We start from the raw sequence: 24,092 nt of genomic DNA on the forward strand, positions 1-24,092 counted from the left end.
TCGCGCCATGATCGATTGGCTGACTGACGCTTTTTCTGCTCTCCAGGGCTGGTTCTTCGAGGCCGTCGTGCAGCCGCTGGTGTTTGCCGTGGGCCTCGGCGGTTGGACCGAAGATGCATTCGACGCCACCGGCTGGCTGCTGGTCGGGGTCATCCAGATCCTGGTGCTGATCGCCATCATCGGGCCGCTGCAGCGCTGGCGCTCGGTGGAGCCCGTGGTCGACCGCCATGCCATCCGCATCGACGTGCTCTACACGCTGATCCACCGGCTCGGGCTGTTCCGGCTGGCCATCTTCTTCACGCTGCAGCCGTTCTTCGACGACGCCATGGGCGCGCTGCGCACGGCGGGGTGGGGCACCTTCCACCTCGACGAGGTCTGGCCCGGCGTGACCGACGTGCCGGTGATCGCCTTCGCGATCTATCTCGTGGTGCTCGACTTCGTGGGCTACTGGATCCACCGCGGCCAGCACCAGTTCAACTGGTGGTGGGGCCTGCACTCGCTGCACCACTCGCAGCGCCAGATGACGATGTGGAGCGACGACCGCAACCACCTGCTCGACGACATCGTCCACGACACGCTCATCGTCATCGTGGCGCAGCTCATCGGCGTGGCGCCGGGGCAGTTCATCGCGTTCGTGGCCTTCACCCAGCTCAGCGAGAGCCTGCAGCACGCCAACCTGCGGCTGAGCTTCGGCGCCATCGGCGAGCGGCTGTGGATCAGCCCGCGCTTTCACCGGCTGCACCACAGCATCGGGCTGGGCCATGAATCGAACGGCAGGAGCACGCTCGGCGGCCACAACTTCGGCGTGCTGCTGCCCTGGTGGGACATGATGTTCGGCACCGCCAACTTCGAGAACCGCTACGACCCCACCGGCATCCGCGACCAGGTGGAGCCCGGCACCGACGGGCGCGTGCGCGAGTACGGCCGGGGGTTCTGGGTCCAGCAGTGGCTCGGCCTGAAGCGAATGGTCGGACGCGCTTGAGGGTCACCGGCCCCTGACGGCGCCGCTCCAGGCGTTATCCTCGCTGCCTCATGCGCCTGCTCCTCGACTCCTTCTGGCGCGCGGTCGCCTATTGCATGCTGCCGCGCGTGATCGTGCTGTCGCTGCTGCCCCTGGGGTTGATGGTGGTGCTCGCCGCGGGCCTCGGCTATTTCTACTGGGAAGCCGCCGTGGCCTGGACGCGCGGCGCGCTCGATGCTTGGCCTTTGCTGGCCAGCTTCTGGGCCTGGATCGGCCGGCTTTTCTCGAGCGACGTGACGGCCATGCTGGCGCCGCTGGTGGTGGTGTTTGCCGCCACGCCGCTGATCGTGGTGGTTTCGCTGCTCGTCGTGGCCGGCTTCATGGCTCCCGCGCTCACCCGGCTGGTGGGCGAACGCCGCTTTCCCTCGCTGGAGCAGAAGAAGGGCGCCTCCTTCTTCGGCAGCGTGGCCCGCTCGCTCGCCGTCACCATCCTGGCGCTGGTCGCCCTCGTGGTGTCGATGCCGCTGTGGCTCATTCCGCCGCTCGTGCTCATCCTGCCGCCGCTCATCTGGGGCTGGCTCACCTACCGCGTGATGAGCTTCGACGCACTGGCCGAGCACGCCAGCCCCGAGGAGCGCGCCACCCTGCTGCGCACGCACCGGCTGCCGCTGCTGTGCGTGGGCGTGCTGTGCGGCTACCTGGGCGCGGCGCCGAGCATCGTCTGGGCCTCGGGCCTGCTGTTCGCCGCCGCTTTCTTCGTGCTGGTGCCGATCGCCATCTGGATCTACACACTGGTCTTCGCCTTTTCGGCGCTCTGGTTCGCGCACTACTGCCTCGACGCGCTCGCGCAACTGCGTGCCCAGCGCGCGGTGGCCGCGGCGGCGCCGGGTGCCGAAGGCGCCCCGGCCCTCGCGGCCGCGGAAGCCAACAGGGCCGCTCTTTCTCAATGGGGTTCACCATGACACGCGCATTCGGTCTCATCGTCGTCGGCGACGAGATCCTCTCCGGCAAGCGGGCCGACAAGCACATGGCCAAGGTCATCGAACTGCTCGCAGCACGCGGCCTGCAGCTCAGCTGGACCGAGTACGTGGGCGACGAGCCCGCGCGCATCACCGCCGCGCTGCAGCGGGCCTTTGCCTCCGGCGACATCGTCTTCTCGACCGGCGGCATCGGCGCCACGCCCGACGACCACACCCGCCAGTGCGCCGCCAAGGCCCTGGGCGTGCCGCTGGCGCTGCACCCCGAGGCAGAACTGCTGATCCGCGAGCGCATGCAGGACACCGCGCGCGAGCAGGGCGTGCCCTACGAGCCCGACCGCGCCGACAACGTGCACCGGCTCAACATGGGCGTGTTCCCGCAGGGCGCCACGCTCATCCTCAATCCGTACAACAAGATCCCCGGCTTCAGCGTCGGCCACGTGCATTTCGTGCCGGGCTTCCCGGTCATGGCCTGGCCGATGATCGAGTCCGTGCTCGACGCCCGCTATGCCGACCTGTTCACCCGCAACGCGGTCGCCGAGAAGTCGGTGATCGTTTTCGGTGCCATGGAAGCCACCCTGACACCGCTGATGCAGGCCATCGAAGACACGCACACCGGCGTCAAGGTGTTCAGCCTGCCCAGCGTCGACCACCCCCAGTACGGGCGGCACATCGAGCTGGGCGTCAAGGGCGACCCTGCCCGGCTCGATGCTGCCTATGCCCAGCTGATCGAAGGCCTGCACACCTTTGATGCCAAGCTGGGCCCTGAATTGGTGCGTTAATTCTTATTGCACCAATATGGTGATATTTCTTGTCCATTTGTGGTTCGCTTTGGTGAACAAGGCCTCATCCAGAGAGGTGACAATGGCACAGAAACTGCATCCCTCGTCCCTGTATTCCTAACCACCATCCAACTCCAGGAGAAACTGATGGCAAAGACCGTCGCCGATGTACTCAAGCTCGTCAAGGAAAACGAGGTCAAGTTCGTCGACTTCCGCTTCACCGACACCCGCGGCAAAGAGCAGCACGTGACCGTGCCGGTCTCGGCTTTCGATGAAGACAAATTCACCTCGGGCCACGCATTCGACGGCTCGTCCATCGCCGGCTGGAAGGGTATCGAAGCCTCGGACATGCAGCTCATGCCCGACCCCAACACCGCCAACATCGACCCCTTCTTCGAAGAAACGACGCTGATCCTGACCTGCGACGTGATCGACCCCGCCGACGGCAAGGCCTACGAGCGCGACCCGCGTTCGCTCGCCAAGCGCGCCGAGGCGTACATGAAGGCCTCGGGCCTGGGCGACACCGCCTTCTTCGGTCCGGAACCCGAATTCTTCGTGTTCGACGGCGTCCGCTGGAAGAACGACATGTCGGGCTGCTTCGTGAAGATCGAGTCCGAAGAAGCCTCGTGGAACACCGACAAGGAATACGAGCACGGCAACACCGGCCACCGTCCCGCGGTCAAGGGCGGCTACTTCCCGGTTCCCCCGGTCGACAGCTTCCAGGACATGCGCTCGGAAATGTGCCTGGTGCTCGAATCGCTCGGCATCCCGGTCGAAGTGCATCACCATGAAGTGGCCAACGCCGGCCAGATGGAACTCGGCACCAAGTTCAGCACACTCGTGCAGCGCGCCGACTGGGTCCAGCTGCAGAAGTACGTGATCCACAACGTGGCCCACGCCTACGGCAAGACCGCCACCTTCATGCCCAAGCCCATCGTCGGCGACAACGGCTCCGGCATGCACGTGCACCAGTCGGTCTGGAAGGACGGCAAGAACCTGTTCGCAGGCGACGGCTACGCAGGCCTGTCGGACTTCGCGTTGCATTACATCGGCGGCATCATCAAGCACGCCCGTGCCCTGAACGCCATCACGAACCCCGGCACCAACAGCTACAAGCGCCTGGTCCCCGGCTTCGAAGCCCCGGTGAAGCTGGCCTACTCGGCAAAGAACCGCTCGGCCTCGATCCGCATCCCGTTCGTGGCCAACCCGAAGGGCCGCCGCGTCGAAGCGCGCTTCCCCGATCCGCTGATGAACCCGTACCTGGGCTTCGCCGCGCTGCTGATGGCCGGCCTGGACGGCGTGGAAAACAAGATCCACCCGGGCGAAGCCGCCAGCAAGGACCTGTACCACCTGCCGCCGGAAGAAGACGCGCTGATCCCGACCGTCTGCCACAGCCTCGACCAGGCGCTGGAATACCTGGACAAGGACCGTGCGTTCCTGACCAAGGGCGGCGTGTTCACCGACGCGTACATCGACGCGTACATCGAACTGAAGATGCAGGAAGTCACGCGCTTCCGCATGGCGACGCACCCCGTCGAGTTCGACATGTACTACTCGCTCTGATCGACGAGCAAACAGCCTTCACAGGCATGTAAGTCAAAAGGACGGCCTCGGCCGTCCTTTTTCCTTGGGGCGGAACATCGGGGCTCCGGGTGCGTCGAATTGCATGAAAATGCGCCTTTGTCGCGCCTCCATCGATACACATGAAGACAGCTTCTCTCTTTTTCCTGGCCGGTTCACTCCTGATCGCGTTGCCGGCGGTTGCGCAGGAACGCGTCTGGCGCTGCGGCAACGAATACACGAACAACGCGACCGTGGCCCAGCAAAAGGGCTGCAAGGTCCTCGAAGGCGGCAACGTCACGGTGGTCCAGGGCACCCGGGCTTCGGGTGGCGGATCGGCATCGTCGTCCTCGGGTACTGCTTCCACGGCGGCGCGCGCGCCGGCCGGCAGCCCGCGCGTCGAAGGCGTCGACCAGCGCGCCCGCGACGGCGAGGCCCGCTCCGTGCTCGAGTCCGAGCTCAAGAAGGCCGAGGCCCGCCAGGCCGAACTGCTGAAGGACTACAACAACGGCGAGCCCGAGAAGCAGGGCAGCGAAGGCCGCAACTACCAGAAGTACCTCGACCGCGTGGCCGAAATGAAGGCCGAGATCGCGCGCAACGAGAGCGACATCGCCGGCATCCGCCGCGAAATCAACCGGCTGCCGCCCCGGCAGCAATAACCAACAGCAAGCGCAAGCAAGAAACCTCTATGGCATTCGGGAAGAAGGCGACCGGCGCCAATCCGCGCTTCCAGTCCTTCGACCTGCTGTCCACCCTGATCGCGGTGGTCAACAGCAACGGCTCCGTGCTGTTTGCCAACGCAGGCCTCGAAGACGCACTCGGCACCTCGCGCCGCACGCTGGAAGGCTCGCAGTTCGGCGCGTGCTTCCATGAGCCGCAGGTGCTGCGCACCGCCATCGACGGCGCGAGCAGCAACGACTTTGCGACGCTGCGCTACGAGGCCTTCCTGCGCCGCGTCAACCACGAGCTCATGCCCGTGCAGGTCACGCTCGCGCAGGGCGAGAAGAAGGGCGAGCTCATCATCGAGATGTCGCCGCTCGAGCAGCAGGTGCGGCAGGACCGCGAAGAGCGGCTCATCGACCAGGCGCAGGCCAACAAGGAACTCATCCGCAACCTGGCGCACGAGATCAAGAATCCGCTGGGCGGCATCCGCGGCGCGGCGCAGCTGCTGCAGATGGAGGTCGAGTCGCGCGACCTCATCGAATACACGCAGGTCATCATCCACGAGGCCGACCGGCTGCAGACGCTGGTCGACCGCCTGCTGGCGCCGCACCGCCGTCCGCACGTGGTGGGCGACGTCAACATCCATGAAGTGTGCGAGCGCGTGCGCTCCGTGATCCTCGCGGAGTTTCCGCGCGACCTGCACATCGAGCGCGACTTCGACGTCTCCATTCCCGAGTTCCGCGGCGACCGCGAGCAGCTCATCCAGGCGACGCTCAACATCGTCCACAACGCCGCGCAGGCGCTGGCCGAGCGCCGCGCGGCGGGCGATGCGCAGATCACTTTCAAGACCCGCGTGGCGCGTCAGGTGATTTTCAACAAGCAGTGGTATCGATTGGCACTGGAATTGCATGTAATCGACAATGGACCGGGTGTGCCGGACACGATCAAGGACCGCATCTTCTATCCGCTCGTATCGGGCAGGGAAGGCGGGACCGGGCTGGGATTGACGCTCGCGCAAACTTTTGTGCAACAGCATCACGGCGTGATCGAGTGCGACAGCGTCCCGGGCCGAACCGATTTCAAGATATTGATACCGCTGCCCTAGCGCAGCCACCGGCAACAGAGGAGATGCATGAAGCCGATCTGGATAGTTGATGACGACCAATCGATTCGCTTCGTGCTCGAGAAGGCTCTGCTGCGCGAAGACCTGCCCACGCGCAGTTTCACCAACACGCGCGAGGTGCTCGCCGCACTCGAGCAGGCCGCCGACGACGAACAGCAGGGCCCCCAGGTACTGGTGAGCGACATCCGCATGCCCGGCGGCTCCGGGCTCGACCTGCTCGACAAGATCAAGGCCAAGCACCCCGGCCTGCCCGTCATCATCATGACGGCGTTCTCCGACCTCGACAGCGCCGTCTCGGCCTTCCAGGGCGGCGCATTCGAATACCTGCCCAAGCCCTTCGACCTGCCGCGCGCGGTCGAACTCATCCGCCGTGCCGTCGACGAAAGCCAGCGCGAGGAAGTGGCCGAGGAGCGCATGGTCGCCGCGCCCGAAATGCTCGGCCAGGCCCCTGCGATGCAGGACGTGTTCCGCGCCATCGGACGGCTCTCCCAGAGCAACGTCACGGTGCTCATCACCGGCGAATCGGGCTCGGGCAAGGAACTGGTGGCGCGTGCGCTGCACAAGCACTCGCCGCGCGCCAACGGCCCCTTCGTGGCCATCAACACCGCAGCCATTCCCAAGGACCTGCTCGAGAGCGAACTGTTCGGCCATGAGCGCGGCGCCTTCACCGGCGCGCAGACCATGCGCCGCGGCCGCTTCGAGCAGGCCGAGGGCGGCACGCTCTTCCTCGACGAAATCGGCGACATGCCCTTCGACCTGCAGACGCGCCTGCTGCGCGTGCTGAGCGATGGCCATTTCTACCGCGTGGGCGGCCACAACTCGGTGAAGGCCAACGTGCGCGTCATCGCGGCCACCCACCAGGACCTGGAGCAGCGCGTCAAGCTCGGCGGCTTCCGCGAAGACTTGTTCCACCGCCTCAACGTGATCCGCCTGCGCCTGCCGGCGCTGCGCGAACGTGGCGAAGACGTGCCCGCGCTCACGCGCCACTTCCTGCAGGTGAGCGCGCGACAGCTCGGCGTGGAGCCCAAGCGCATTTCCGATGCCGCGCTGACCAAGCTCGCGGCGTTCAGCTTCCCGGGCAACGTGCGCCAGCTCGAGAACATCTGCCACTGGCTGACGGTGATGGCGCCGGCCCAGTTGATCGAGGCCAAGGACCTGCCGCCCGAAGTGATGGCGGTGGGCACCGCGGCCAGCGAGGCGCATGCTGCGCCGGAAGCTGCCCCGCAGGCCCCGGCCATCGCGAGCCCGCTGGTTGCGCCCCCGGCGGCCTTCGGCGACGCGCCCGCCGTCGCGCATGTTCACTCCGAGGCCGTCGAAAGCCCCGCGCTGGTGAGCAGCTGGGAAAGCGGCCTCGAGGTCGAGGCCCAGGCCCTGCTGGCCGCCGGCCGTACCGACGTGTGGGACGTGCTCTCGCGCCGCTTCGAGTCCAGGCTCATCCTCACCGCGCTGGCCAACACGCGCGGGCGGCGCATCGAGGCCGCGCAGAAGCTGGGTATCGGGCGCAACACCATCACCCGGAAAATCCAGGAACTCGGCATCGAATGAAAAAGGCCCCTCAGGGCCTTTTTCTTTGCCTCTGCCCGGTTGCCTGTTACCTGCTGCGCTGTCCCAGCGTCAGCGAGTCGATCTGGAACTTGCCGCTCTTGTCCCAGAGCCAGGTGTCGACATAGGTGTGGCCGCCGAGCTTGCCCGGGCTCGGCAGCGGCGACGTCGCCTTGATGAGCTCCGCGATCATCGGCGCCACTTCCGGCGCATGGCTCGGCGTGCGGCTGAACGTCACGTTGACCACCTTGCCGTTTGCGTCGATGTCGGTTTCGACCACCACCACGGCATACACCAGCGGCGGGATCTTGCCCTTGTAGATGCGATTGGCGTAGGCCTTGTAGATGTGCTGCGCGCCGATCTTGCGGTAGGCCCGCACGGCGGGCGTCTGCGCGGTGATGAGCCGCACCGTGGGTACGTCGCGCCCGCTGGGCGCGGCCTCGTCGTTGGGCGCCGTCGCGGTGCTGCCCTTGCCGCCTTCGTCGGCCTTGTCGGCCGGCTTGAACAGCGAGCACGACGCCAGCGCGAAGGCTGCCGCGGCGATGACCAGAAAGCGGCAGGACCGGCCCGCCGCGCCTGCTTCGATTCCCGCGCCTGTTTTCATCGGATCAGGCACCCTGGTCGAGGTCCAGCACCACGGGCGCGTGGTCGCTCGGCTTTTCCCATTTGCGCGGCACGCGGTCGACCACGCAGCCCTTCACGCGCGGCACCAGCGGCTCGCTCACCAGGATGTGGTCGATGCGCAGGCCGCGGTTCTTCTGGTAGCCCAGCATGCGGTAGTCCCACCACGAGAAGCTCTTCTCGGGCTGCTCGAACATGCGGAAGCTGTCGGTCAGGCCCAGGTCGAGCAGCGCCTTGAAGTGCTTGCGCTCCTCGGTCGTGTGGTGGATGGTTTCCTTCAGGCCCACCGGGTCGAAGCTGTCGCGGTCTTCCGGCGTGATGTTGAAGTCGCCCAGCAGCACGAGGTTCGGGTTGGCCACCATCTCCTGGCGCAGCCAGTCGCGCAGCGCGTCGAGCCACTTCATCTTGTATTCGAACTTGTCGCTGCCCGGCGCCTGGCCGTTCACGAAGTAGCCGTTGACCACGCGCAGCGGACCCGAGGGCGTCTCGACCGTGGCCGCGATCACGCGCGACTGGTCGTCGGTGAAGCCGCCGATGTTCTTCACCACGTCGCGCACCGGCGCGAGGCTCAGGATGGCGACGCCGTTGTAGGTTTTCTGGCCGAACACCGCCGCTTCATAGCCGGCCGACTTGAGCACCTCGAGCGGGAACTTGTCGTCGGTCATCTTCAGTTCCTGCAGGCACAGCACGTCGACCGGGTTGGCGATGAGCCAGTCGAGCACGTGCTGCAGGCGCGCGGTGAGGGAGTTGACGTTCCAGGTGGCAATCTTCATTTTTCGGGAATTCTTTTATAAATCAACTACTTGGAGAGTTGAAAGTGGGGAATTTCTGTCTGGCTACCCGGCTGGCTACCCGCAGTTCGAGGGCTTGAGCAGAGGGGGCGCACCCCCTCATCCTAACTAGCATCCGACGGCTGGCGAGCGCGGAGAAGTTCGGAAACACTCTCGGCGGTGACGCGGCTGCCGCGCTTTCCGACCTTGACCAAAGTGAGGTGCTTGTCGCGCACGAGCCGGTAGACCGTCGAGCGCGAGACATCGAGCATCTGGGCCACGCGGTTGATCTGGAAGGCAACGGAGATGGCCGGGGAAGATTGTTGAGCGGTGTTCATGGGGTGGTCCTCCGGTGATGGCGCTCCAGCAACTGCGCGACGCGTGCCTGCAGTGCGTTGGGCCAAGGGATGTCGTGATCGATGTGGCCGTGCTTCCGGACCAGGTGCGCTTTCACGCGGGCTCGGGCTTCGGCGACGCAGGCGGCGCGCAGCGTGAGGTAGCGCCGGCCGCCGCCGATGAAGACGCGGGCGATTGCTTGTTTCATGGTGTCATACTGAAAAGATGCCGAAGACCACCCGCACCGCGCGCCAGTTGCAGCAGATCCTGATCGAGCGCATCGAGGCTCTGCCGGGCATGGCCGGCCAAGTCACGGATGTGCACCTGGGCGGCGTGCGGTGGATGGATGGAGGGGAGGGGGGCGCGAACTGGACCGTGCCGATCCTTCGGAACAGGGACCTGCACACCCCCTCGGTTGCGAGGGCGATCCGGCAGACCCAGATGGAATTCGATCTCGAAGCGGACTGAGCAGGCCGTCAGGAGCCTTCTGCAAACAGGTCGCGGACTGCCAGCCGCGCGCGGCGGGTTGCCTGAGCGTTTGCCTTGTGCTGCTCCGCATCGAGCGCGAGGTGGCAGCGCTGACACAGCGCCTTCAGGTTCGACGGATCGCAGTTCTCAGGGATGTGATCAAGGTGAGCGATGGTGAGCACCACGCTGGTCATTCGGTCTACGCTGTAGTCGCTCATTCGGCATCGTCCGAGGTGTTCTCCAGTTGCCGCGTCGTAAACGTTGGCGTCGTCGGTCATGTAGGTGCCGGCGTCGTGGTCGGCACCGCGCGCGATGCGAAGATGGTTCGGTGCGCGGCACTGCTCGCATCGATCCTCGGCGCGGCGCAGGATGCTCTCCCGAATCTGCTTCCAGTCCGCAGGGTAGCGGCACTTGTTCTCAGGTTTGATTGGCATCTTGGCCTCCATCTCCCGCCGCGGCCAGGCAGCGCCGCGCGGCGGCCGGCGCATCGCGCCAGCGAATCTCTACCGCGCCGGCGGCCACCGCCAGCGCGCGCTTGGTCAACGCTATGTCGTAGTGCGGCCAGCGCGTGACGGGCGGCCCCTGGTACCAGCGCCGTCGCACGCCAATGCGATCCGCCATCGCGTGGAGTTCGGGAAGGGTGTCCGCCACCAGGTGGCACATCACCATGCCGCGAAAGGGCGCGCGCATGTCATCGACGTAGACCGTCATTTGCGGACGCCAATCACGGTCAGGATCTCGGGCGTGCCCACGATGGCGATTCTGTTGCGCAGGTGGTCGCGGCTCTCGTAGAGCGCGTTGTTGATCATGCTCACTGCCTCGGCACGGGCTTGCCGGAAAATCTGCTCGGCGGGGCAGTCGCCTCCCCATGACCCATTGACCTTAATCCGCAAGGTCAACTGAATCTCCGCCGTGGCTTGCACGTTCGCCACCTTCGTCTTTGTGGTCATGTCGAGCCTCCTTCGCCCGAACGGGCTACCGAGCGCGCCACCACCAGTGGGTCGCCCATGCCCGCGGCGTAGGCATCGCGAGCCAGTTGCTTGTCGCCAGTGCACGCCTTCGGATGTGCTTGAAACCAGTCCTCGAAGGAAGAGTCGCCGACGTGCAGATGCGACGTGCTGTCCGCGTAGACGCGATTTCGGGCATCGCCCTTGGCGATTTGCGCAGCATCCACGGCCGCCAGTGCGGCCATGGTCTTCGGGTGTTTCTCCAGCGTATCTGCAGCAGGGTCCAGCAGCTCGTTGCGCGGGTCCAGGACCACGGCCATGCCGAAGGTGACACGGAAGATGCTGCCCTTCGCGGCCGCGTCGAGCAGGATGCCCAGAGCGCGCTGGCACTGCTCGGCATCGTCGCGGTCGAACCACTCGATTCCCTGCCGCTCTTCTCCTGGCGCTTCGGGCATGTAGCGCTTCTCAAGGTCTTCGAGGATGCGGCTGACAGCCAGGGCGGCGTCGATGTCGGCGTCCGATGCGCGAGCCATCTTCATGCCGCACCTCCAGGAACATCGAGCACCACCATGATCGTGCTCACCATCGTGCCGGACGCCTTGAACGATCCATCGGGCAGCCGGGCGACGGATCCACCCAGCGATTCGACCGTTGCGTTGAATTCAGCGGTGCGGCGATCACTGCGGAAGGTCAAGCCGTTCGACATGATCGCGACTAGCCGGCCACCTGGCTTCACGAACTTCAGCGCGTGCAGGACGTGCTTGATATCCGCTTGCTTGGCGAAGGGCGGGTTCATCACCACGCGGTCGTAGATGGCCCGGGGCGGTTGCTCCAGGAAGTCTCCGGCGGTGACGTGCAGGCAGCGGCGCTCCAGTTCGGCGACGTTCTCCATCAGGACCTCGACGCACTCCACTTTGCCGCCCGCGGCGCGTACCGCTTCTGCGAGGGCGCCGTGGCCGGCGGAGGGTTCCAGCACCAGCATGCCGGGCTCGATGTCGGCGGCCGCCACTGCCTCGTGCGCGATGTTGTCGGGGGTGGGGAAGAAGCCGAATTCCTGCTGGATTGACTTCTTGGTCACTACCTCGCCCGTCAGCAGGATCTGCTCCAAAGCGTCGTCGGCATCGCATTCGAACAGATGGGCCTTGGCCTTCTTGTTCCACTTGCCGCCAACGGCTTCGAGCACGGCGTTGACCGCGGCGTAGTTCTTGCGGTCGAGCTGCCCAGTCAAGCGGAGCGCGGCGCCATCGGTGTCGGCGCGTTCGAGGATGGAAAGGATGTGTGGTGCGATACGACTCATTGCGTGTCTATTTCGGCAGCCTGCGCTGCCGCAACATTGATAGCGAACACATGCACTGGCTCAGTGCCGAAGTGCGGGTGGGTGATGGTCTTGATGGAGAAGCCGCGCCACGGCCGCTCCAGGCGGCGCGCAGCGTCGGCGGCGGGCGGGTAGCCCAGCGTGAGCACGATGCGGTCGAAGGTTTGGCCCTCCAGGCGACGCTGCCAGAAGGGCGTACAGAGGCGATATTCCTCTGTCTTCGTACCGTCGCGGATCTGCTCGAAATAGCAGCGTTTGAGCGGCAGGTGCAAGGTCTTCATGCGGCCTTGCGCCATTCGACGTGGCTGTTCCAGTTGGCTTCGATGACCGCGCGGCCCAACGGGGGCGGGACGGCGTTGCCGCACATGCGCACCTGGGTGCTCTTGCTGAAGATGCGCTCGTCGTGTCCGTGGTCGATACGGTACGTCGGAGCGAAGCCGTTGGCGTTGTACAGCTCGCGCGGCGTGAGCATGCGCAGCTGGATGTCCACGATCACATAGGGCTCGCAGCGCAGCCACACGGTGACCAGGGCAAGCCGGTCCTTCGTGGTGCTGGTGCTCATCGGTTCGTGCAGGTCGCCGAGCTGCCCGCCCTGACCGTAATAGCGGATCAGGAATGCCGCAATGCGCAGCGCGCCGGCTTCCGCCTCTGGAGACAGGTGGTACTCCACCACCGCGTGATGCTCGCCGCCGGCGGTCATCGTCGGCACCGGTTCGCGCAGGTCCTGGCCGATGCAGTTCTGGCGCAGAGTTGCGAGGTGCGCTGTCACCACCCGTTGCTGCGAGCCGCTGGCCGTGCTGGTGGACATCGGCTCGCGTGCGTCTCGCGCCGGCGTCGCATTGAAGCCGCCATTGGCTTGCTCCACGAATGCCGTGACGGCCGCGAACTTGCCGGCGCCGACGACGGTACCCAGCGGCTCGCGCACATCCAGCGCGCGCGGTGCCTGGCCTTCGCGCTCGCCATAGCCCATCTGAACCAAGGTTCCGACCGCGACGGCCTGGCCGCCGCCGCTGGCTGTGACGGTGCCCACGGGGTCGCGCGGATCTTTGGCGCCGTAGCTCCAGCGCGGAGCGTCTGGCGTGCCCTGGCCGTGGCCGGCTTGCACCATCACCGGCGCCACCACCGCGTGGGAGCCGCCGCGCGGCCACGCCGTCACGGTGGACAGTGGCGCGCGCGTGCTGGCGGTGCCTTCCCGCGACCAGTTGGCGATCTGCACGATGAAAGGATCCGCGCTGTCCAGCACGTATCTTTTCAGGCCGTGCGCCACGCGGCGCAGCGTCGCATCGGCCAGAGGCTTCTCGCGCTCGAAGATGCTGCGGCCCTTGATGGTCCAGTCGATGCACTCGTGCGCGGCGCGCCAGCGCTTCTGTCCCTTCGCGGGGCGCTTGAAGTGCGTGGGGGCCGGCCAGACGATGGGAGCACCGTCGCAGCGCGCAACCATGAAAAGGCGGGTGCGCGTTGTCGGCGCGCCGTAGTCGGCGGCGCAGAGGACCTGCCAGTCCACTTCGTAGGCCATTGAGCGCAGCACGGCGACGAACCGCCGCCAATGCCGCCCCTTGCGTGTCGGGTCGGGCACCAGGTGCTGCAGGTTCATCGGCACGCGCTCGCCCGGCTTCGCCACGGTGCCATCGATCTTCACGACGCGGCCGGTGCGCGGGCAGCGCTTTGCGATCAGCGGCCCCCAATCCAGGATCTGCTTCACGTTCTCCAGCGTGATGATGCGCGGGCGCTTCTGGCCGGCCCAGCGGGCGCCGATCCAACAGAGGCCGCGCAGCTTCTTGCTGCGGGGCTGCCCGCCGCGCGCCTGACTGTGATGCGTGCAGTCAGGGGACATGTGGAGCAGGCCGACCGGGCGATTGCCCGTGGCTTCGCGCGGATCCACCTCGAACACGTCCTTCCAGTAGTGTTCGGTTTGCGGGTGGTTCGCCGCATGCATGCTGCAGGCGTCTTCGTCGTGGTTCACGGCGATGTCAACGTGGCGGCCGGTGGCCTGCTCGATGGCTTCGGACATGCCGCCGCCGCAGGCGAATTCGTCCACCAGCAGTTCGTCGTCCAGACCAAGGATGAATTGGGGGGAGCGCATCGCTTCTCCGAAAGAAGAAAGCCCGCGTGGTGCGGGCTTCGGTGGGGTGGGGCGGGCTCAGTGCCCGCAGGGGAGCGTGCCGTCCGGCGCCTGTTTTGCGCCGCAGCCCAGGCAGGTTTTCGGCGCGATGGGGTCGCGCAGCTCGAAGGCGCCGCAGGAGCATGCGAACTTCGCCGCTACGCGCGCGGCCGCCGTGCCGTCGTTCGAGATGTGGAGATGCGTGACGTTCTTTTCGAACTCGAACGTGTGGGCGCTCCCACTAGTGCAGGCGGCGCTGGTCATGCGGGCACCTTGTGCAACTGTCCCACTAGCTTCGCGAACGCCGCGCTCTGCGCCGCGCCCAGGCTCTTCATAAGAGTGGCGAGTTCGCGGGCCAGGACCAGCGTGGGGTCGGTGGGATCGCTCCAGTGCACGGGCTCGGCCACGCCGGTGACCTGCATCGCCTGCTGGATGGTGCCGTTCTCGACCGGCTGCCCGATGTGCTGGGTGATGGCCAGTGCCATGGCGTCGAAGCTGGGCAGGGCTGAGATCTCGCTCGCCTTCGTCTTCAGCCACTCGCAAAGGCGATAGAAGTCCAGGGGCGAAAGCTCGATGCTGGGGGCGGTCGGCGTGCGGGTGTTCTTCTTCGTCGTCATGGTCGGTTGGTTGGTGGTGGTGGGCGCGGCCGCGGTATCGCGAGCCACGGTGTTCTCGCGAGCGAAGCGCTTCATGAGGGAAAGCTGGTTGAGGTCGCCGCGCGGGTCGCTGCGGTTGCCAAGGCTGATGGAAAACTCGCGTTCGGCGCCGTTTTCGCCGGAGCACACGAGATAGATGCGGGCGTTGCGCCGCTCGGCCCGCACGGCGGTGAGGCCCGCATGTTCGGCCATCAGGGTGATGTCTTTTTGTCGTCGTTCCACGGTGTGTCTCTACAGGTGGTTCATCAGGACAAGGCACGCGGTGCATGCCCTGTGCTGATGCCCCCGCGGGGCAGGGGCGGAGGGGGTCAGCTGCTCGGCAGGCCGCTCAGGATCGCGAGCGTGGTGGCGTCGCTGATGCGCTTGCGCAGTTCGTTCACGGCCGTCTCGATCACCTTGTGCGGACGCACCAGCTCGTACCAGAGAGTGAGGCCGCCTTCGGAGATCCGGTAGCGCAGCCGGGCATCGACGCGCCAGGCCTCGCCGCCCTCGAACACCGGGATGCCGATGACGAAGTGGTCGGGAACCGCCATCTGCCCCTTCTGGGTGGCGCCCTGCACGTCTTCCTCGTAGGTGAACTGGTTCGACCCGTCCGACAGGCGAATGGCGCTGGCGAACTTCACGTTCTTCTTCGCGATCAGGCCGTGCGCCACTTCCAGGAGGTCGGCGCCGGCCGGCTCCACGATGTCGGGCAGGTTGTCCTCGATGAACTGCGCGAAGTCGGCCTGCTTCTGCGGGCGGCCGCTCTTCTCGGTCCAGATCTTCCATTCCGGCGACAGCGGTGCGTTGTAGGCGGCGCGGTGGTCGCCCCAGCCGGGCAGCTCGGCGATGTGGTTGAAGACCGCCGTGAAGGTCGGCGGGTTGATGGTCGAAAACAGGCGCGTGTCGTTGGTCTTCTGGTCGTTGAGCACCGCAATGAAGCTGGCTTCGTCGGTCAAGACCGTGGTGCCCTTCTTGCGCACCGGTGCGCCCAACTGAGACTCCAACGAGTGGAAGCGATAGTCCTGCGGGACGATGACGAAGGGCACGCCGTTGACGTGGCGGGCATCCTGCAGTGCGGCGGACATGGACGCGATCGATTGCGCCTCGGTAGTTTGGTCGTTGCTCATGGATTGAAGTTCGAGTGATTGAGAAAGCGGTGCGCTGGATCAGCCCACCACGCGGAGCGCTGCCTTGTCGGCAGCTTCCTGGTCGGCCGTCTTGAGGCCTTCCAGCGTCTTCTGGCGCGGGTCTTCGCGCTGCAGGTTGTTGTCGGGCGTCGCGAACATGATGGTCACGCCGCGGGCAGCCTTCGGTGTCTTCACCTTCACGTCGGTGGCGATCTCCATCTGTGCGCCCTTGCCCACCGGCTTGAGCTTGATGTCGAGGGTGATCTGGCCGGACTTGCCGGTTTCGGTCACGGCGTGCACCAGGTCGTTGAGCTGACTGGTGGCTTCGTCAGAGAAGGCGCCGTAGTCGATGGACTCGAAGAACTCCGTGAAGCTCTTACGCTTGGCCTCCGGGGTCGGCGATTTCAGGGTGGTGCTCATGATTTCCTTTCGGTTGCGAGCGAACGGGCGAAAAAAAGCCCGCGCGTCGGCGGGCCGGAGGAAGGCGCTGCGCAACTCAGGCTGCGGCCGACGCCTCGAACTTCTTGAACGACCGCGGCTTGATGTGCGCGCCGAAGAAGGTGCCGATGGACTCGGCGTTGATCAAGTCCTCGTGCAGCTTCGACTCCACATCGGGGTAGTGGTAGACCGTGCCCGGCCCGCTGTTGAAGGTCACGGCCAGCGTCTTGGTGGGCGCGTCGTAGCCGATGGCCTTCACCTGGCCGGAGCTGACGGGAACGAGGGGGATCGGGCGGTATTCCTTCGGGTCGGTGAAGGGCGCCGGCGGGGTGTAGGTCTTCTTCATGGTGGTGGTCATGCCGCAGCAGCGGCGGGTTCATTGATGACGTTGCGTGCCGCCTGGATGTGGGCCACGATGGCGTCACACAGGCGGGGGTAGTCGGCCGCGGCCATGACGACAGCGGCGCGCACTTTCTGGGTCTTGAATCCCAGCGTTTCGAGCCCGGCGGCATCGATCTGCAGGGGCGCGATGCGGGTCTTGATCTGACCCAGCGTCAGGGTGGCGCCGTCGTTCGCCGGCGTGGCCTGCAGCGCCGCCAACGAGGTCACGACGGCGGATGGTGTGGCCGGGCGCGGCGCAGGCGCTGCCGCTGCGGTCGGCTCTGCCTGCGCTACTGCAACGGCGGGGGGCGAGGCTTCGGCGAGCTTCGCTGCTTCCTCCGTGCGGATCCGCTCGCGCTCCCGTTCTGCAGCGTCCTCGGCCTGTTTCTTCAGCGTGGCTTCGTGCTCGGAAACTCGCGCCGTCACCACCGCCTTGAAGTCGTCGGGTGCCTTCAGTACCAGCGCAGCGAGGTCCGGGAACAGCGCGTGGTACTGCACCTGTACGTTGCCGAGGTGCGTGAGATTCGCATGGATGCCCATGGCGATCTCGGTTGCGGCAACCTTGGCGCGCGCCAACTCGGTGTTCACGGCATTGCGCAGGCTGTCCAGGGTGCGCAGGCCCTTGATGACGCCGGCGAAGTCGGCAGGCACCTGGGGCATGAACGGACGGCCGATGCGTTCGTTCAGGCTGCGCAGGTGGTCGCCCAGCCTGGTTTGGCCGTCGGTGATGATCTCCAGCCGGATCTCCTTCTTGCGGGCATCGACCAGCTTCTCCTTCGCGAGGCGAACGGTGCTGGCGAGGTCGCGAAGATCGCGCATCGTGCGGCGCACCTGCTCCAGGTCGGAGAACTGCGACAGCGTGCTCTCGTCGGCCGCGGCCAGGGCTTCCTCCGCCTTCTTGAGGGCCTTGCATGCCGCCTCGGTGTCGGCGAAATCCTGATCGGTGGCGGGCTTCTCCGGAATCATGCTGACGAAGCGGCGCAGCGCCTCGCCGAATTTGTCCAGGTTGCCAGTCACGGCGATCTGGCCGGACATCTGCACCACTACGGCCGGCAGGCTCTCCATCACGCGCGGCGCTACGGGTTCGGCCTTAGCGGGCGCAACGTAGGCAGCCACGTCAGCCTCGAACTGGTCCCAGCCGGCTTCGATCTGTGCCCGCAGCTCCAGGTTCGGTGCGTACCAGCAGTGCCGCTCTTCGACCAGCGTGTTGTCGTCGGCCCACTTTGATGCCATGAACAGCACACGTTCGATGGTTGGACAGGTGAGGCACTGATGCTCCATCTGCACTTGGTAGACCATGGGGAGGTCTGCACCGGTACACCCTTCGACCATTGCAGCGCGGAGCGCATCGTTCAGGCTCTTGTGCTCGAACGCGATCTGCTGGAAGAAGGTCAAGCCGTCGTAGCTGGACGAATAGCGGCCAGAGACGCCCACCAGCGGGGCAATCTCTTCTCCGATGATCTTCTCCGCCAGCGGGCCCGCCAGGGCTTCGAATCGGTGCCCGGCATCGAAGATGCGCTGCTTGCCGGCGCTCACGTCCTCAGTGAAGCCGGTTGCCGCTTCGCGCACCAGCTCGTCGCGTGTCTTGTACGGGCTCACGCCCATCATGACGGGGGCGTCCGACGCGTTGCGGTGGCCGGCGCGGTGGGCATGCCATTCCGGCGTGCCCTGCTTCAGGTTCACGATTTCCATGATTGATTCCTCAGAAAGGAGGCAGTTCGTCGGCGCGCTTGTTGAGCAGCGCGGTCAGCTCTTGCCGATGTGCGGCGTTCGCGACCGCGCCGATCAACTCGTCCATGTCCTTCAGGTCTTCCTGCGTCTCCGCCTTGGCGATGCGGTCCGCGACCATGGCGAACGTCACAGCACCATCGGACGCGGCCGCGGGCTCCGCTTCGGGCGTCGGTGCTGCAGCTGCAGTGGATGCAGGCGCTTCGGCGGCGGGCTTCTCCTTCGCCACCACGTCGGTCGCCTCGGCCGCGGGAGGGGGCACCTTGACTGCACGGAGCCGCGCGGCCTGTTCCTCGGTCAGCGGCTCGCCGCGTGTCGCCAGGAACTGCACGTAGTCGTCGGCCGTCTTCCGGCGGATTCGGATCGTTTCCGCCCACGCCGGGAAGTTGGCGTCGAACTTCGCCTGGTCGTAGGTCTTGGGCGGCGGGGGAGGTGCCGCGACTTCATCGACCATGCCCATGAACTTTTCGCCGGGCTCGGCCAGCTCGTCCGCGGTGTACACGCCCAGGATCACGTCGGGGGCGTAGAGGCGTGACCAGCGCTTCTGCGCCAGGTAGGCCAACTGCTGCTTCGGATCGTCTGCCCACAGCGTCGAGTTGCGCACCCGCGCCTGCGCAAGCAGCAGGTCGAGCACACGGGGCTGCATCTCCCCCCGAAGAGTGGCCGATACCTTGATGCCGCAGCCTTCTTCGTCGGCCAGTGACCAGCCAGGCTGCCGGTATTCCTTGCCCTCGGCGTTCTTCTTGATGACGAACTTGCCGATCACCTTCTCCCAGGGGCCGAACCATTCGAACTTGAAGCGGTCCTTGACTGCTCCGCTGGAGTTGATGACGGCCGCGACCAGCTGGGCTTCGTAGCCGAGCGTGCCGTTCACCAGGTGCGTTTTCTGTGCCACGGCGAACGGGTTCATGCCCCACTGCATCGACTGCAGGCAGATCGCGAAGCAGTCGCCCTTGTTGCCGCGCAGATGCTGCGGGACAGTGGCCTTGCCCTCGGCCATCAGGTCGGCGAGGCGTTCGAGGCGTTCCATGCTGCTGGCGTCCATCAGCAGGGCGCCGGCGGATGCGCTGCTTACGGCCAGCGCAGTGTTCTCGGTGATGGTGGTGGCGTTCACTTGCGTTCCTTGCGGTACTGCTCCGCGGTGATCTGCTGGATGTCGGCCTTGCCGCCTTCCTTCGCCGCGTCGGCGCGGCGTGCGGTGAAGAAGCGGTCGGAGTCCCAGACGAGGTGTTGCGAGACATGGACGTTGCCGTCCTTGTCGGTGTGGCGCGCGAACACGTCGCGCGTGATGAGGCTGTCGTTCATGGTCAGTGCAGGCGAAGGATGGGGATGAGCGCCAGGCCTGCGACGAGGCAGGACGGCACGATCCAGCGATGCCCGTCGAGCCAGCGGGCCGGCGCGGCGGCGGGTTTCTCCAGCAGAGCGGCCTGGACGCGCTCCGCGTCGTGGCTGGGCTCTGGTGCCGGCGGCGTGTATGCGCAGCCGATCTGGAGCAGGCGGCAGGTCTGCACGCGGCCGTTGACGACGCGTGGCGGGCAGTAGGACTCGGGGAGCGTTGCGGTGCTCACGCCGGGCTCCCGGCGGTCAGGTGCTCCAGCCGCAGGCTGACGCCATTGGCGCCGCGCTGATGCCATGCGGCGATGTCCTCGATGCGCGCGCCAGCTTCATGCTGGGCGAGCAGGTCGCGGTCCTCTGCCTCGTTGTATCGGACCGACTGGCGCAGCGGCTCCTGCCCGCTGCGTCGGCTGTCGGCTGACATGACGCCATCCATGCGCCAGCCGCGTGTGTTGAGCTTGGGGGAAGAAAGGCGCTTAGGCATTGCGTCTGCTCCTGGTGGGTTTCGTCTTGCGGAGGTGGCGGAACTTCACGTAGTGGCCGTACCGCGCCACCCCTTCGCATGTCATGTCGGGCACCACCTCGGGGAACTGCACGATGCAGTCCACGCGGTGGGTGCAGGGCCGACCGTGTTTCACGACGCGACCGACGAGGCCGACCGCGGCGGGGCTGTGGTGGCCGGGCTTGACGATCACCGGCATGCCGAGCGGCCAGCGGAAGTGATCGCCCCACACGCGGCGGCAGTGTTTGCGGCGCTGTGCGGCGTTCATGCTGCGCACCATGCGAAGGTGGATGCGGCTCGCGCGGCGCGTGCCTCGGCGTAGCGGTGCCGCAGCGCGGCGATTTGGCGCTGGATCTCCAGGCCCTGGGCGAGCACGAGGTTTTTCACGCTGCACGTCCGATCTGCTGTTCGAGCGCGAAGCGGTCCGAGGGCGCGCGGTAGTCCGGCGAGCCCTTGGCATCGTTGCGGGCGCGGTCGAACGCCAGCCGCTGTTCCTCGGTGAAGTTGGGCAGGTCGGGAAGACGTTGAGGCGTGCACGGCACGCGGCTCACCGTCGAAGGTGCTCCGAAGGACATCGAATGACTCCAGGGGGATTGCCGGCGTGCGGCGGGGGGAGGGGGGTTACTCGCTGCGTCCGTCGTGCGGCACTGGGCGGCTCCCGCCCGCTGCGCGTGGCATCCGCTTTCACCCGAATAGGTGCCCCGGGTTCCACGGAGCTGCCTTTGACCGCCTCAATTGCAAGGCGGCTTCGGCTCGCAGAGGCCGGGCTGCGGCTTGCGTCATGGACTTCCACCACTCTGCCGGTGCTGTTTCAGCGCGCCCGGTCACGCCCTGCGCGGGCTTGCGATGCATGTGCTGCTCTGTGGGGTACCTTCTTGACAGCCAAGTGCTGGTCGATAGATTCCGGCTTTCAGGGATCGGACCTAATCACTTTTTAGAAACTGGAGCAGAACCATGCCAAAGCCTCTTGTAGCGCTCGCGAAATTTCTTTTTTTTCTCCTGCCCGCCATTGGAGCGGCGGCCGCCGTCCCACCGCTTACCCCTCAAGAATGGAATATTTCACAAGACCTTCCATTTGCAGATCAAGTCAAACGACACATTGCACTGATGAAGAGAATCAATGAAGTGATGACTGAAACTGGAGAGCGAAAAACGGCGGCCATTGCTGCGAACAGCCTGCCGGGGTATTTGGAAGCTGAAGCTGATATGGAGAACGTGAAAAAGCTTCTCGCTCCTTATGCCGTTGCAGAGGCGAAAGTAAAGGAGCTTGTATCCCAGGGGTACAAACTGAATGCGGTAGAGCCAAAAGTGTGCAAGGCTGAAGCGGAATGCGTGCCAATTGACGCTATAACTGAAATGTTTTTCTTTACTAAGACCTACTCCTCAGCGCTCGGTCCGGGCTTCAATAAGGAAGAAAAGGATCAAGATCCTGTAACTGTAAACGGTTTTCCAATTGAATCATTCTTCCGAGTCTTAGCCGATAAACCCCTTGATTTTTTTACTTTCGGGCTACTGCCGGCGATTCGTGATGCATTCATTCCGCCCGGTGAAACGGGAGAAATAGCGCTTTTGATCCGTGATCCTGGCAAGCGCACCGTAGAAATCGTTCAAAACCTTCGCGATGGAATTGTTCCAAAATCGGATAACGGTGAGGGTGCCAAGATTCTTCGCGATCCAATCAACTGCACAATTGGTAGATTTTTCAAGCGCTGCTGAATGCGCTTTAGTCCATTGCATAAGCGGGCCACGCTCGATAACTGGCTATCTCAGCGGGCGTACTGTGCCGCCCGTTGGTCCTGGGCTCGCTGGCTTACAGCGTCCAGTGCCTGAGATATCGCCCTTGATGCGATGCGTGTCCCTCCACGCCGCCGCTGATGTGATGGCCCTCTGTAGAGGGCATGCCGGTAACTCGATCCGGCTCCACGATGGGAAGAGTTGTGCCCAAGCTGTCACGCTCTGAGGCTTCGACCGCCGATTACCTCGCCATCGGTCGGTTTGGCGCCGCGCTGTTGTGTGTGCGCGAACTGGCCCTGTCGCTTCATCACGCACCACGCGGCACGCTCTGCGACTGGAAGAACCAGACTTCACCCCTTTCTCTTTCTGCTCGGGCGGCGGTGCAGGGCGCTTTCAACTGCTGTGCGCCTGGGATATCCGATATCGGTTTTAAAGACCGTGACGGGAGGCAGTGCGATGACAGCGACCCCATCGCGTGGTGCACCACCTGCTGCGCTCCGAAGAGCTGGACCCGCCTCTGCTTCCTGTTGGCTTTGCCGGCTTCGTGTCGCTTGCCGGGGTCGTTTCGCTGTGTGTGCTGCGATGGACTGCATTATGCAGAACTGCATTGGATAGTCAATGCAGTAGTGCATGATTTTTTGCGATACTTCCTCCACGCCATGTCGGCGGACGCAAAAAGCCCGCGCGTGGCGGGCTTAGAGAAGGAGTTGCAGATGGGTACCGAACTACACGCTACCAGCGAGCAGATGAGTGAGCGGGCGACGCATCCGAGGCAGATTGTTCAGGAGCGTAGTGCCGCTCTACTGCGTGCCCTGACTGGCCTGCCCGTTGAGGAGGGGGAGGCCGTCCTGTCCTGGTTGCGCAGCAAGATCACCTGCGCGAACGTGATCATCATGGACAACCCAGTCGATACGACTGGGTTCCCACGCATAGGCACGTAAAGATCAATCCGTGACAGCCGAAGCCGTCTTGCCGTCCTTGAATTCGAATAGCGGCGCGCGCTTGCGATCGACTACCAAGTCGTAGCAATGAATACAGTCAGCGCGGTTCTTGTATGTTTCGCTGCTACGGGCAAGTTCTTCATGATTGCCATATGACGCGACGTTCCAGTACCAGGGTTGACCAAACTGGTTGCTTGCGTTGTAGAGCAGACGGCCATAGACAGACATTTTTTTCCTCATGTGGTGCTGCTTGCGCGCTCAAGCGCGTCTCTTGTGCTCCCTGATTAATACTGCTCGCTCTTCCACACCGTCAAGATCTTGCCGATGATGTGCAGGTGCGGGTTTTTGGGTGAGATGTCGTAGGGCGGGAAGTCGTCCTTGTTCTTCGAGATCACGCGAAGGACGAAGCCAGGCCCATTGAATTCGGGCACGCGCTGAAGGATCTTGATGTAGCCCTCATCGCCGACGCGGAAGAAGTAGACGCCTTCATGATCAACGCGGTTCACGCCGCGGTCCATCAGCAGCGGGTCGCCTGGGTTGAACATGCCCTTCATCGACGGGCCGAACCCGGTGACGATGCAGAGATTCGCCAGGCTCGTGTACGACCGCACGTTGAGCTGCAGCCACTCGCGATCCACCTTCCAGCTCTTGATGATGCCGGGCGGCTCTGCCTCCAGGAGCAGCTTGCCGCGCGTATCCATGCCGCCGGCAACGTCGTATTGAACGATGACCACCTCGTCGCCGGATACGGAAGGCGACGATGACGACTGCGTGGCGGGCGGTGGCGCTTCGCCGGAAATGCGGGCCCATTCGCTCGCGGCCAGAGCCTCGTCGTAGAAGGCCAGCACATCCACGCCGAGGTGCTTTGCCGCCAGTTCGAGCGCTTCGCTGCGCTTGGGCTGCTTGATGAGCCCCTTCTTGAACCGGTCGAAACCGGACTGAGCAGACGGCCTCTTGATCGCGCCGGCCAGGGAGTTGGGGTTCAAGCCGCGCTTGGCGAGTAGTTTGTCAAAGAGGGTAGGGCCGTCCATGGATTGAACTATGCATAAATGAGTAATGCATGTCTGCTTGATAAAGCAATGCAGAACTGCATAATGACGGC

Annotated in this window: 36 protein-coding genes; 10 read left to right on the top strand and 26 right to left on the bottom strand. The window is 65.0% G+C overall.

From position 1 onward, the window contains the following. Nucleotides 1-7 precede the first annotated feature (7 nt). The 7 genes from C4F17_RS26645 to ntrC all read left to right on the top strand — a co-directional run bounded on the left by C4F17_RS26645 (nucleotide 8) and on the right by ntrC (nucleotide 7,611). Complete coding sequence (locus tag C4F17_RS26645; protein ID WP_106937245.1) at nucleotides 8-982, top strand: sterol desaturase family protein; 975 nt, start codon at nucleotides 8-10, stop codon at nucleotides 980-982. 50 nt (nucleotides 983-1,032) lie between these two features. After that, nucleotides 1,033-1,923, top strand: coding sequence for an EI24 domain-containing protein (locus tag C4F17_RS26650; protein WP_106937246.1), 891 nt, complete (start codon nucleotides 1,033-1,035; stop codon nucleotides 1,921-1,923). Further along, nucleotides 1,920-2,720 carry a competence/damage-inducible protein A gene (locus tag C4F17_RS26655; RefSeq protein ID WP_199851899.1) on the top strand — a complete coding sequence of 267 codons (801 nt, stop codon included), beginning with the start codon at nucleotides 1,920-1,922 and terminating at the stop codon, nucleotides 2,718-2,720. Before C4F17_RS26650 ends, C4F17_RS26655 begins: the two co-directional genes overlap by 4 nt. A gap of 147 nt (nucleotides 2,721-2,867) precedes the next feature. Next, complete coding sequence (glnA, locus tag C4F17_RS26660) at nucleotides 2,868-4,283, top strand: type I glutamate--ammonia ligase (RefSeq protein WP_081271312.1); 1,416 nt, start codon at nucleotides 2,868-2,870, stop codon at nucleotides 4,281-4,283. 140 nt (nucleotides 4,284-4,423) lie between these two features. Next, the gene (locus C4F17_RS26665) at nucleotides 4,424-4,939 is read left to right on the top strand and encodes a hypothetical protein (RefSeq protein WP_081271313.1); all 516 of its coding nucleotides are present in this window, start codon (nucleotides 4,424-4,426) and stop codon (nucleotides 4,937-4,939) included. Between the two features lie 29 nt (nucleotides 4,940-4,968). Then, nucleotides 4,969-6,048, top strand: a complete 1,080-nt coding sequence (gene glnL / locus C4F17_RS26670; protein WP_081271314.1) for a nitrogen regulation protein NR(II) — start codon at nucleotides 4,969-4,971, stop codon at nucleotides 6,046-6,048. A gap of 27 nt (nucleotides 6,049-6,075) precedes the next feature. Then, nucleotides 6,076-7,611: a nitrogen regulation protein NR(I) gene (ntrC, locus tag C4F17_RS26675; RefSeq protein WP_106937248.1), complete on the top strand. Its 1,536-nt coding sequence runs from the start codon at nucleotides 6,076-6,078 to the stop codon at nucleotides 7,609-7,611. A 46-nt stretch (nucleotides 7,612-7,657) separates the two neighbouring features. On the opposite strand, the gene C4F17_RS26680 is transcribed toward ntrC, so the two are convergent. The 4 genes from C4F17_RS26680 to C4F17_RS26695 form a co-directional block, all read right to left on the bottom strand. Further along, nucleotides 7,658-8,212, bottom strand: a complete 555-nt coding sequence (locus C4F17_RS26680; protein ID WP_106937249.1) for a hypothetical protein — start codon at nucleotides 8,210-8,212, stop codon at nucleotides 7,658-7,660. 4 nt (nucleotides 8,213-8,216) lie between these two features. Further along, nucleotides 8,217-9,002 (bottom strand): exodeoxyribonuclease III, encoded by a 786-nt coding sequence (gene xth / locus C4F17_RS26685; protein WP_106937250.1) that lies wholly within the window; start codon nucleotides 9,000-9,002, stop codon nucleotides 8,217-8,219. Between the two features lie 122 nt (nucleotides 9,003-9,124). After that, nucleotides 9,125-9,337, bottom strand: a complete 213-nt coding sequence (locus tag C4F17_RS26690; RefSeq protein WP_106937251.1) for a helix-turn-helix domain-containing protein — start codon at nucleotides 9,335-9,337, stop codon at nucleotides 9,125-9,127. After that, nucleotides 9,334-9,543 carry a hypothetical protein gene (locus C4F17_RS26695; RefSeq protein WP_106937252.1) on the bottom strand — a complete coding sequence of 70 codons (210 nt, stop codon included), beginning with the start codon at nucleotides 9,541-9,543 and terminating at the stop codon, nucleotides 9,334-9,336. The genes C4F17_RS26690 and C4F17_RS26695 overlap by 4 nt, the downstream gene beginning before the upstream one ends. A gap of 17 nt (nucleotides 9,544-9,560) precedes the next feature. Between C4F17_RS26695 and C4F17_RS26700 the strand changes: the two genes are divergently transcribed. Beyond that, nucleotides 9,561-9,803, top strand: a complete 243-nt coding sequence (locus C4F17_RS26700; RefSeq protein WP_106937253.1) for a hypothetical protein — start codon at nucleotides 9,561-9,563, stop codon at nucleotides 9,801-9,803. Nucleotides 9,804-9,811: 8 nt separating this feature from the next. Here the strand turns inward: C4F17_RS26700 and C4F17_RS26705 are convergent, their stop codons facing one another. The 20 genes from C4F17_RS26705 to C4F17_RS26790 form a co-directional block, all read right to left on the bottom strand. Continuing rightward, a complete protein-coding gene (locus tag C4F17_RS26705; RefSeq protein WP_106937721.1) occupies nucleotides 9,812-10,237 on the bottom strand; it encodes a hypothetical protein in 426 nt (141 codons plus the stop codon). Beyond that, nucleotides 10,221-10,514 carry a DUF4031 domain-containing protein gene (locus C4F17_RS26710; protein WP_106937254.1) on the bottom strand — a complete coding sequence of 98 codons (294 nt, stop codon included), beginning with the start codon at nucleotides 10,512-10,514 and terminating at the stop codon, nucleotides 10,221-10,223. The genes C4F17_RS26705 and C4F17_RS26710 overlap by 17 nt, the downstream gene beginning before the upstream one ends. Then, nucleotides 10,511-10,753 (bottom strand): hypothetical protein, encoded by a 243-nt coding sequence (locus tag C4F17_RS32930; protein WP_159053727.1) that lies wholly within the window; start codon nucleotides 10,751-10,753, stop codon nucleotides 10,511-10,513. Before C4F17_RS32930 ends, C4F17_RS26710 begins: the two co-directional genes overlap by 4 nt. Then, nucleotides 10,750-11,289, bottom strand: coding sequence for a hypothetical protein (locus tag C4F17_RS26715; RefSeq protein WP_106937255.1), 540 nt, complete (start codon nucleotides 11,287-11,289; stop codon nucleotides 10,750-10,752). Before C4F17_RS26715 ends, C4F17_RS32930 begins: the two co-directional genes overlap by 4 nt. Further along, nucleotides 11,286-12,047 carry a methyltransferase gene (locus C4F17_RS26720; protein ID WP_106937256.1) on the bottom strand — a complete coding sequence of 254 codons (762 nt, stop codon included), beginning with the start codon at nucleotides 12,045-12,047 and terminating at the stop codon, nucleotides 11,286-11,288. The genes C4F17_RS26715 and C4F17_RS26720 overlap by 4 nt, the downstream gene beginning before the upstream one ends. Next, nucleotides 12,044-12,346, bottom strand: coding sequence for an RNA-binding protein (locus tag C4F17_RS26725; RefSeq protein ID WP_106937722.1), 303 nt, complete (start codon nucleotides 12,344-12,346; stop codon nucleotides 12,044-12,046). The genes C4F17_RS26720 and C4F17_RS26725 overlap by 4 nt, the downstream gene beginning before the upstream one ends. After that, on the bottom strand, nucleotides 12,343-14,148 hold the full coding sequence (locus C4F17_RS26730) for a DNA cytosine methyltransferase (protein WP_106937257.1): 1,806 nt from the start codon (nucleotides 14,146-14,148) through the stop codon (nucleotides 12,343-12,345). The genes C4F17_RS26725 and C4F17_RS26730 overlap by 4 nt, the downstream gene beginning before the upstream one ends. Before the next feature lie 57 nt (nucleotides 14,149-14,205). Next, nucleotides 14,206-14,430, bottom strand: a complete 225-nt coding sequence (locus C4F17_RS26735; RefSeq protein ID WP_106937258.1) for a hypothetical protein — start codon at nucleotides 14,428-14,430, stop codon at nucleotides 14,206-14,208. Continuing rightward, nucleotides 14,427-15,044: a hypothetical protein gene (locus C4F17_RS26740; RefSeq protein WP_159053728.1), complete on the bottom strand. Its 618-nt coding sequence runs from the start codon at nucleotides 15,042-15,044 to the stop codon at nucleotides 14,427-14,429. The genes C4F17_RS26735 and C4F17_RS26740 overlap by 4 nt, the downstream gene beginning before the upstream one ends. Before the next feature lie 86 nt (nucleotides 15,045-15,130). After that, nucleotides 15,131-15,931 (bottom strand): DUF2303 family protein, encoded by an 801-nt coding sequence (locus C4F17_RS26745; RefSeq protein WP_106937260.1) that lies wholly within the window; start codon nucleotides 15,929-15,931, stop codon nucleotides 15,131-15,133. Nucleotides 15,932-15,970: 39 nt separating this feature from the next. After that, complete coding sequence (locus tag C4F17_RS26750; RefSeq protein WP_106937261.1) at nucleotides 15,971-16,351, bottom strand: hypothetical protein; 381 nt, start codon at nucleotides 16,349-16,351, stop codon at nucleotides 15,971-15,973. Nucleotides 16,352-16,427: 76 nt separating this feature from the next. Beyond that, complete coding sequence (locus C4F17_RS26755) at nucleotides 16,428-16,727, bottom strand: KTSC domain-containing protein (RefSeq protein WP_234382411.1); 300 nt, start codon at nucleotides 16,725-16,727, stop codon at nucleotides 16,428-16,430. After that, complete coding sequence (locus C4F17_RS26760) at nucleotides 16,724-18,442, bottom strand: endonuclease (RefSeq protein WP_106937262.1); 1,719 nt, start codon at nucleotides 18,440-18,442, stop codon at nucleotides 16,724-16,726. The genes C4F17_RS26755 and C4F17_RS26760 overlap by 4 nt, the downstream gene beginning before the upstream one ends. Nucleotides 18,443-18,452: 10 nt before the next feature. Then, nucleotides 18,453-19,592: a RecT family recombinase gene (locus C4F17_RS33760; protein ID WP_325001474.1), complete on the bottom strand. Its 1,140-nt coding sequence runs from the start codon at nucleotides 19,590-19,592 to the stop codon at nucleotides 18,453-18,455. Further along, nucleotides 19,589-19,783: a hypothetical protein gene (locus C4F17_RS26770; RefSeq protein ID WP_106937263.1), complete on the bottom strand. Its 195-nt coding sequence runs from the start codon at nucleotides 19,781-19,783 to the stop codon at nucleotides 19,589-19,591. The genes C4F17_RS33760 and C4F17_RS26770 overlap by 4 nt, the downstream gene beginning before the upstream one ends. A 2-nt stretch (nucleotides 19,784-19,785) precedes the next feature. Next, a complete protein-coding gene (locus C4F17_RS26775; protein ID WP_106937264.1) occupies nucleotides 19,786-20,046 on the bottom strand; it encodes a hypothetical protein in 261 nt (86 codons plus the stop codon). Further along, complete coding sequence (locus C4F17_RS26780) at nucleotides 20,043-20,297, bottom strand: hypothetical protein (RefSeq protein ID WP_159053729.1); 255 nt, start codon at nucleotides 20,295-20,297, stop codon at nucleotides 20,043-20,045. The genes C4F17_RS26775 and C4F17_RS26780 overlap by 4 nt, the downstream gene beginning before the upstream one ends. Then, nucleotides 20,290-20,583, bottom strand: coding sequence for a hypothetical protein (locus tag C4F17_RS26785; protein ID WP_159053730.1), 294 nt, complete (start codon nucleotides 20,581-20,583; stop codon nucleotides 20,290-20,292). Before C4F17_RS26785 ends, C4F17_RS26780 begins: the two co-directional genes overlap by 8 nt. After that, nucleotides 20,580-20,702: a hypothetical protein gene (locus C4F17_RS33670; RefSeq protein WP_267898701.1), complete on the bottom strand. Its 123-nt coding sequence runs from the start codon at nucleotides 20,700-20,702 to the stop codon at nucleotides 20,580-20,582. The genes C4F17_RS26785 and C4F17_RS33670 overlap by 4 nt, the downstream gene beginning before the upstream one ends. Beyond that, a complete protein-coding gene (locus C4F17_RS26790) occupies nucleotides 20,699-20,890 on the bottom strand; it encodes a hypothetical protein (RefSeq protein WP_106937267.1) in 192 nt (63 codons plus the stop codon). Before C4F17_RS26790 ends, C4F17_RS33670 begins: the two co-directional genes overlap by 4 nt. A 379-nt stretch (nucleotides 20,891-21,269) precedes the next feature. Here C4F17_RS26790 and C4F17_RS32935 point away from each other — a divergent pair, with 379 nt between their 5' ends. Then, nucleotides 21,270-22,031 (top strand): hypothetical protein, encoded by a 762-nt coding sequence (locus C4F17_RS32935; protein WP_159053731.1) that lies wholly within the window; start codon nucleotides 21,270-21,272, stop codon nucleotides 22,029-22,031. A gap of 221 nt (nucleotides 22,032-22,252) precedes the next feature. Continuing rightward, complete coding sequence (locus C4F17_RS32940) at nucleotides 22,253-22,990, top strand: hypothetical protein (protein ID WP_159053732.1); 738 nt, start codon at nucleotides 22,253-22,255, stop codon at nucleotides 22,988-22,990. Nucleotides 22,991-22,993: 3 nt separating this feature from the next. Here C4F17_RS32940 and C4F17_RS26800 read toward each other — a convergent pair whose 3' ends face one another. Beyond that, nucleotides 22,994-23,230 (bottom strand): hypothetical protein, encoded by a 237-nt coding sequence (locus C4F17_RS26800; RefSeq protein WP_234382414.1) that lies wholly within the window; start codon nucleotides 23,228-23,230, stop codon nucleotides 22,994-22,996. 44 nt (nucleotides 23,231-23,274) lie between these two features. Next, nucleotides 23,275-24,021 (bottom strand): S24 family peptidase, encoded by a 747-nt coding sequence (locus C4F17_RS33190; RefSeq protein WP_199851900.1) that lies wholly within the window; start codon nucleotides 24,019-24,021, stop codon nucleotides 23,275-23,277. Nucleotides 24,022-24,092 lie beyond the last annotated feature (71 nt).

The organism is Variovorax sp. PMC12 (assembly GCF_003019815.1).
In the GTDB taxonomy this organism is placed as follows: domain Bacteria; phylum Pseudomonadota; class Gammaproteobacteria; order Burkholderiales; family Burkholderiaceae_C; genus Variovorax.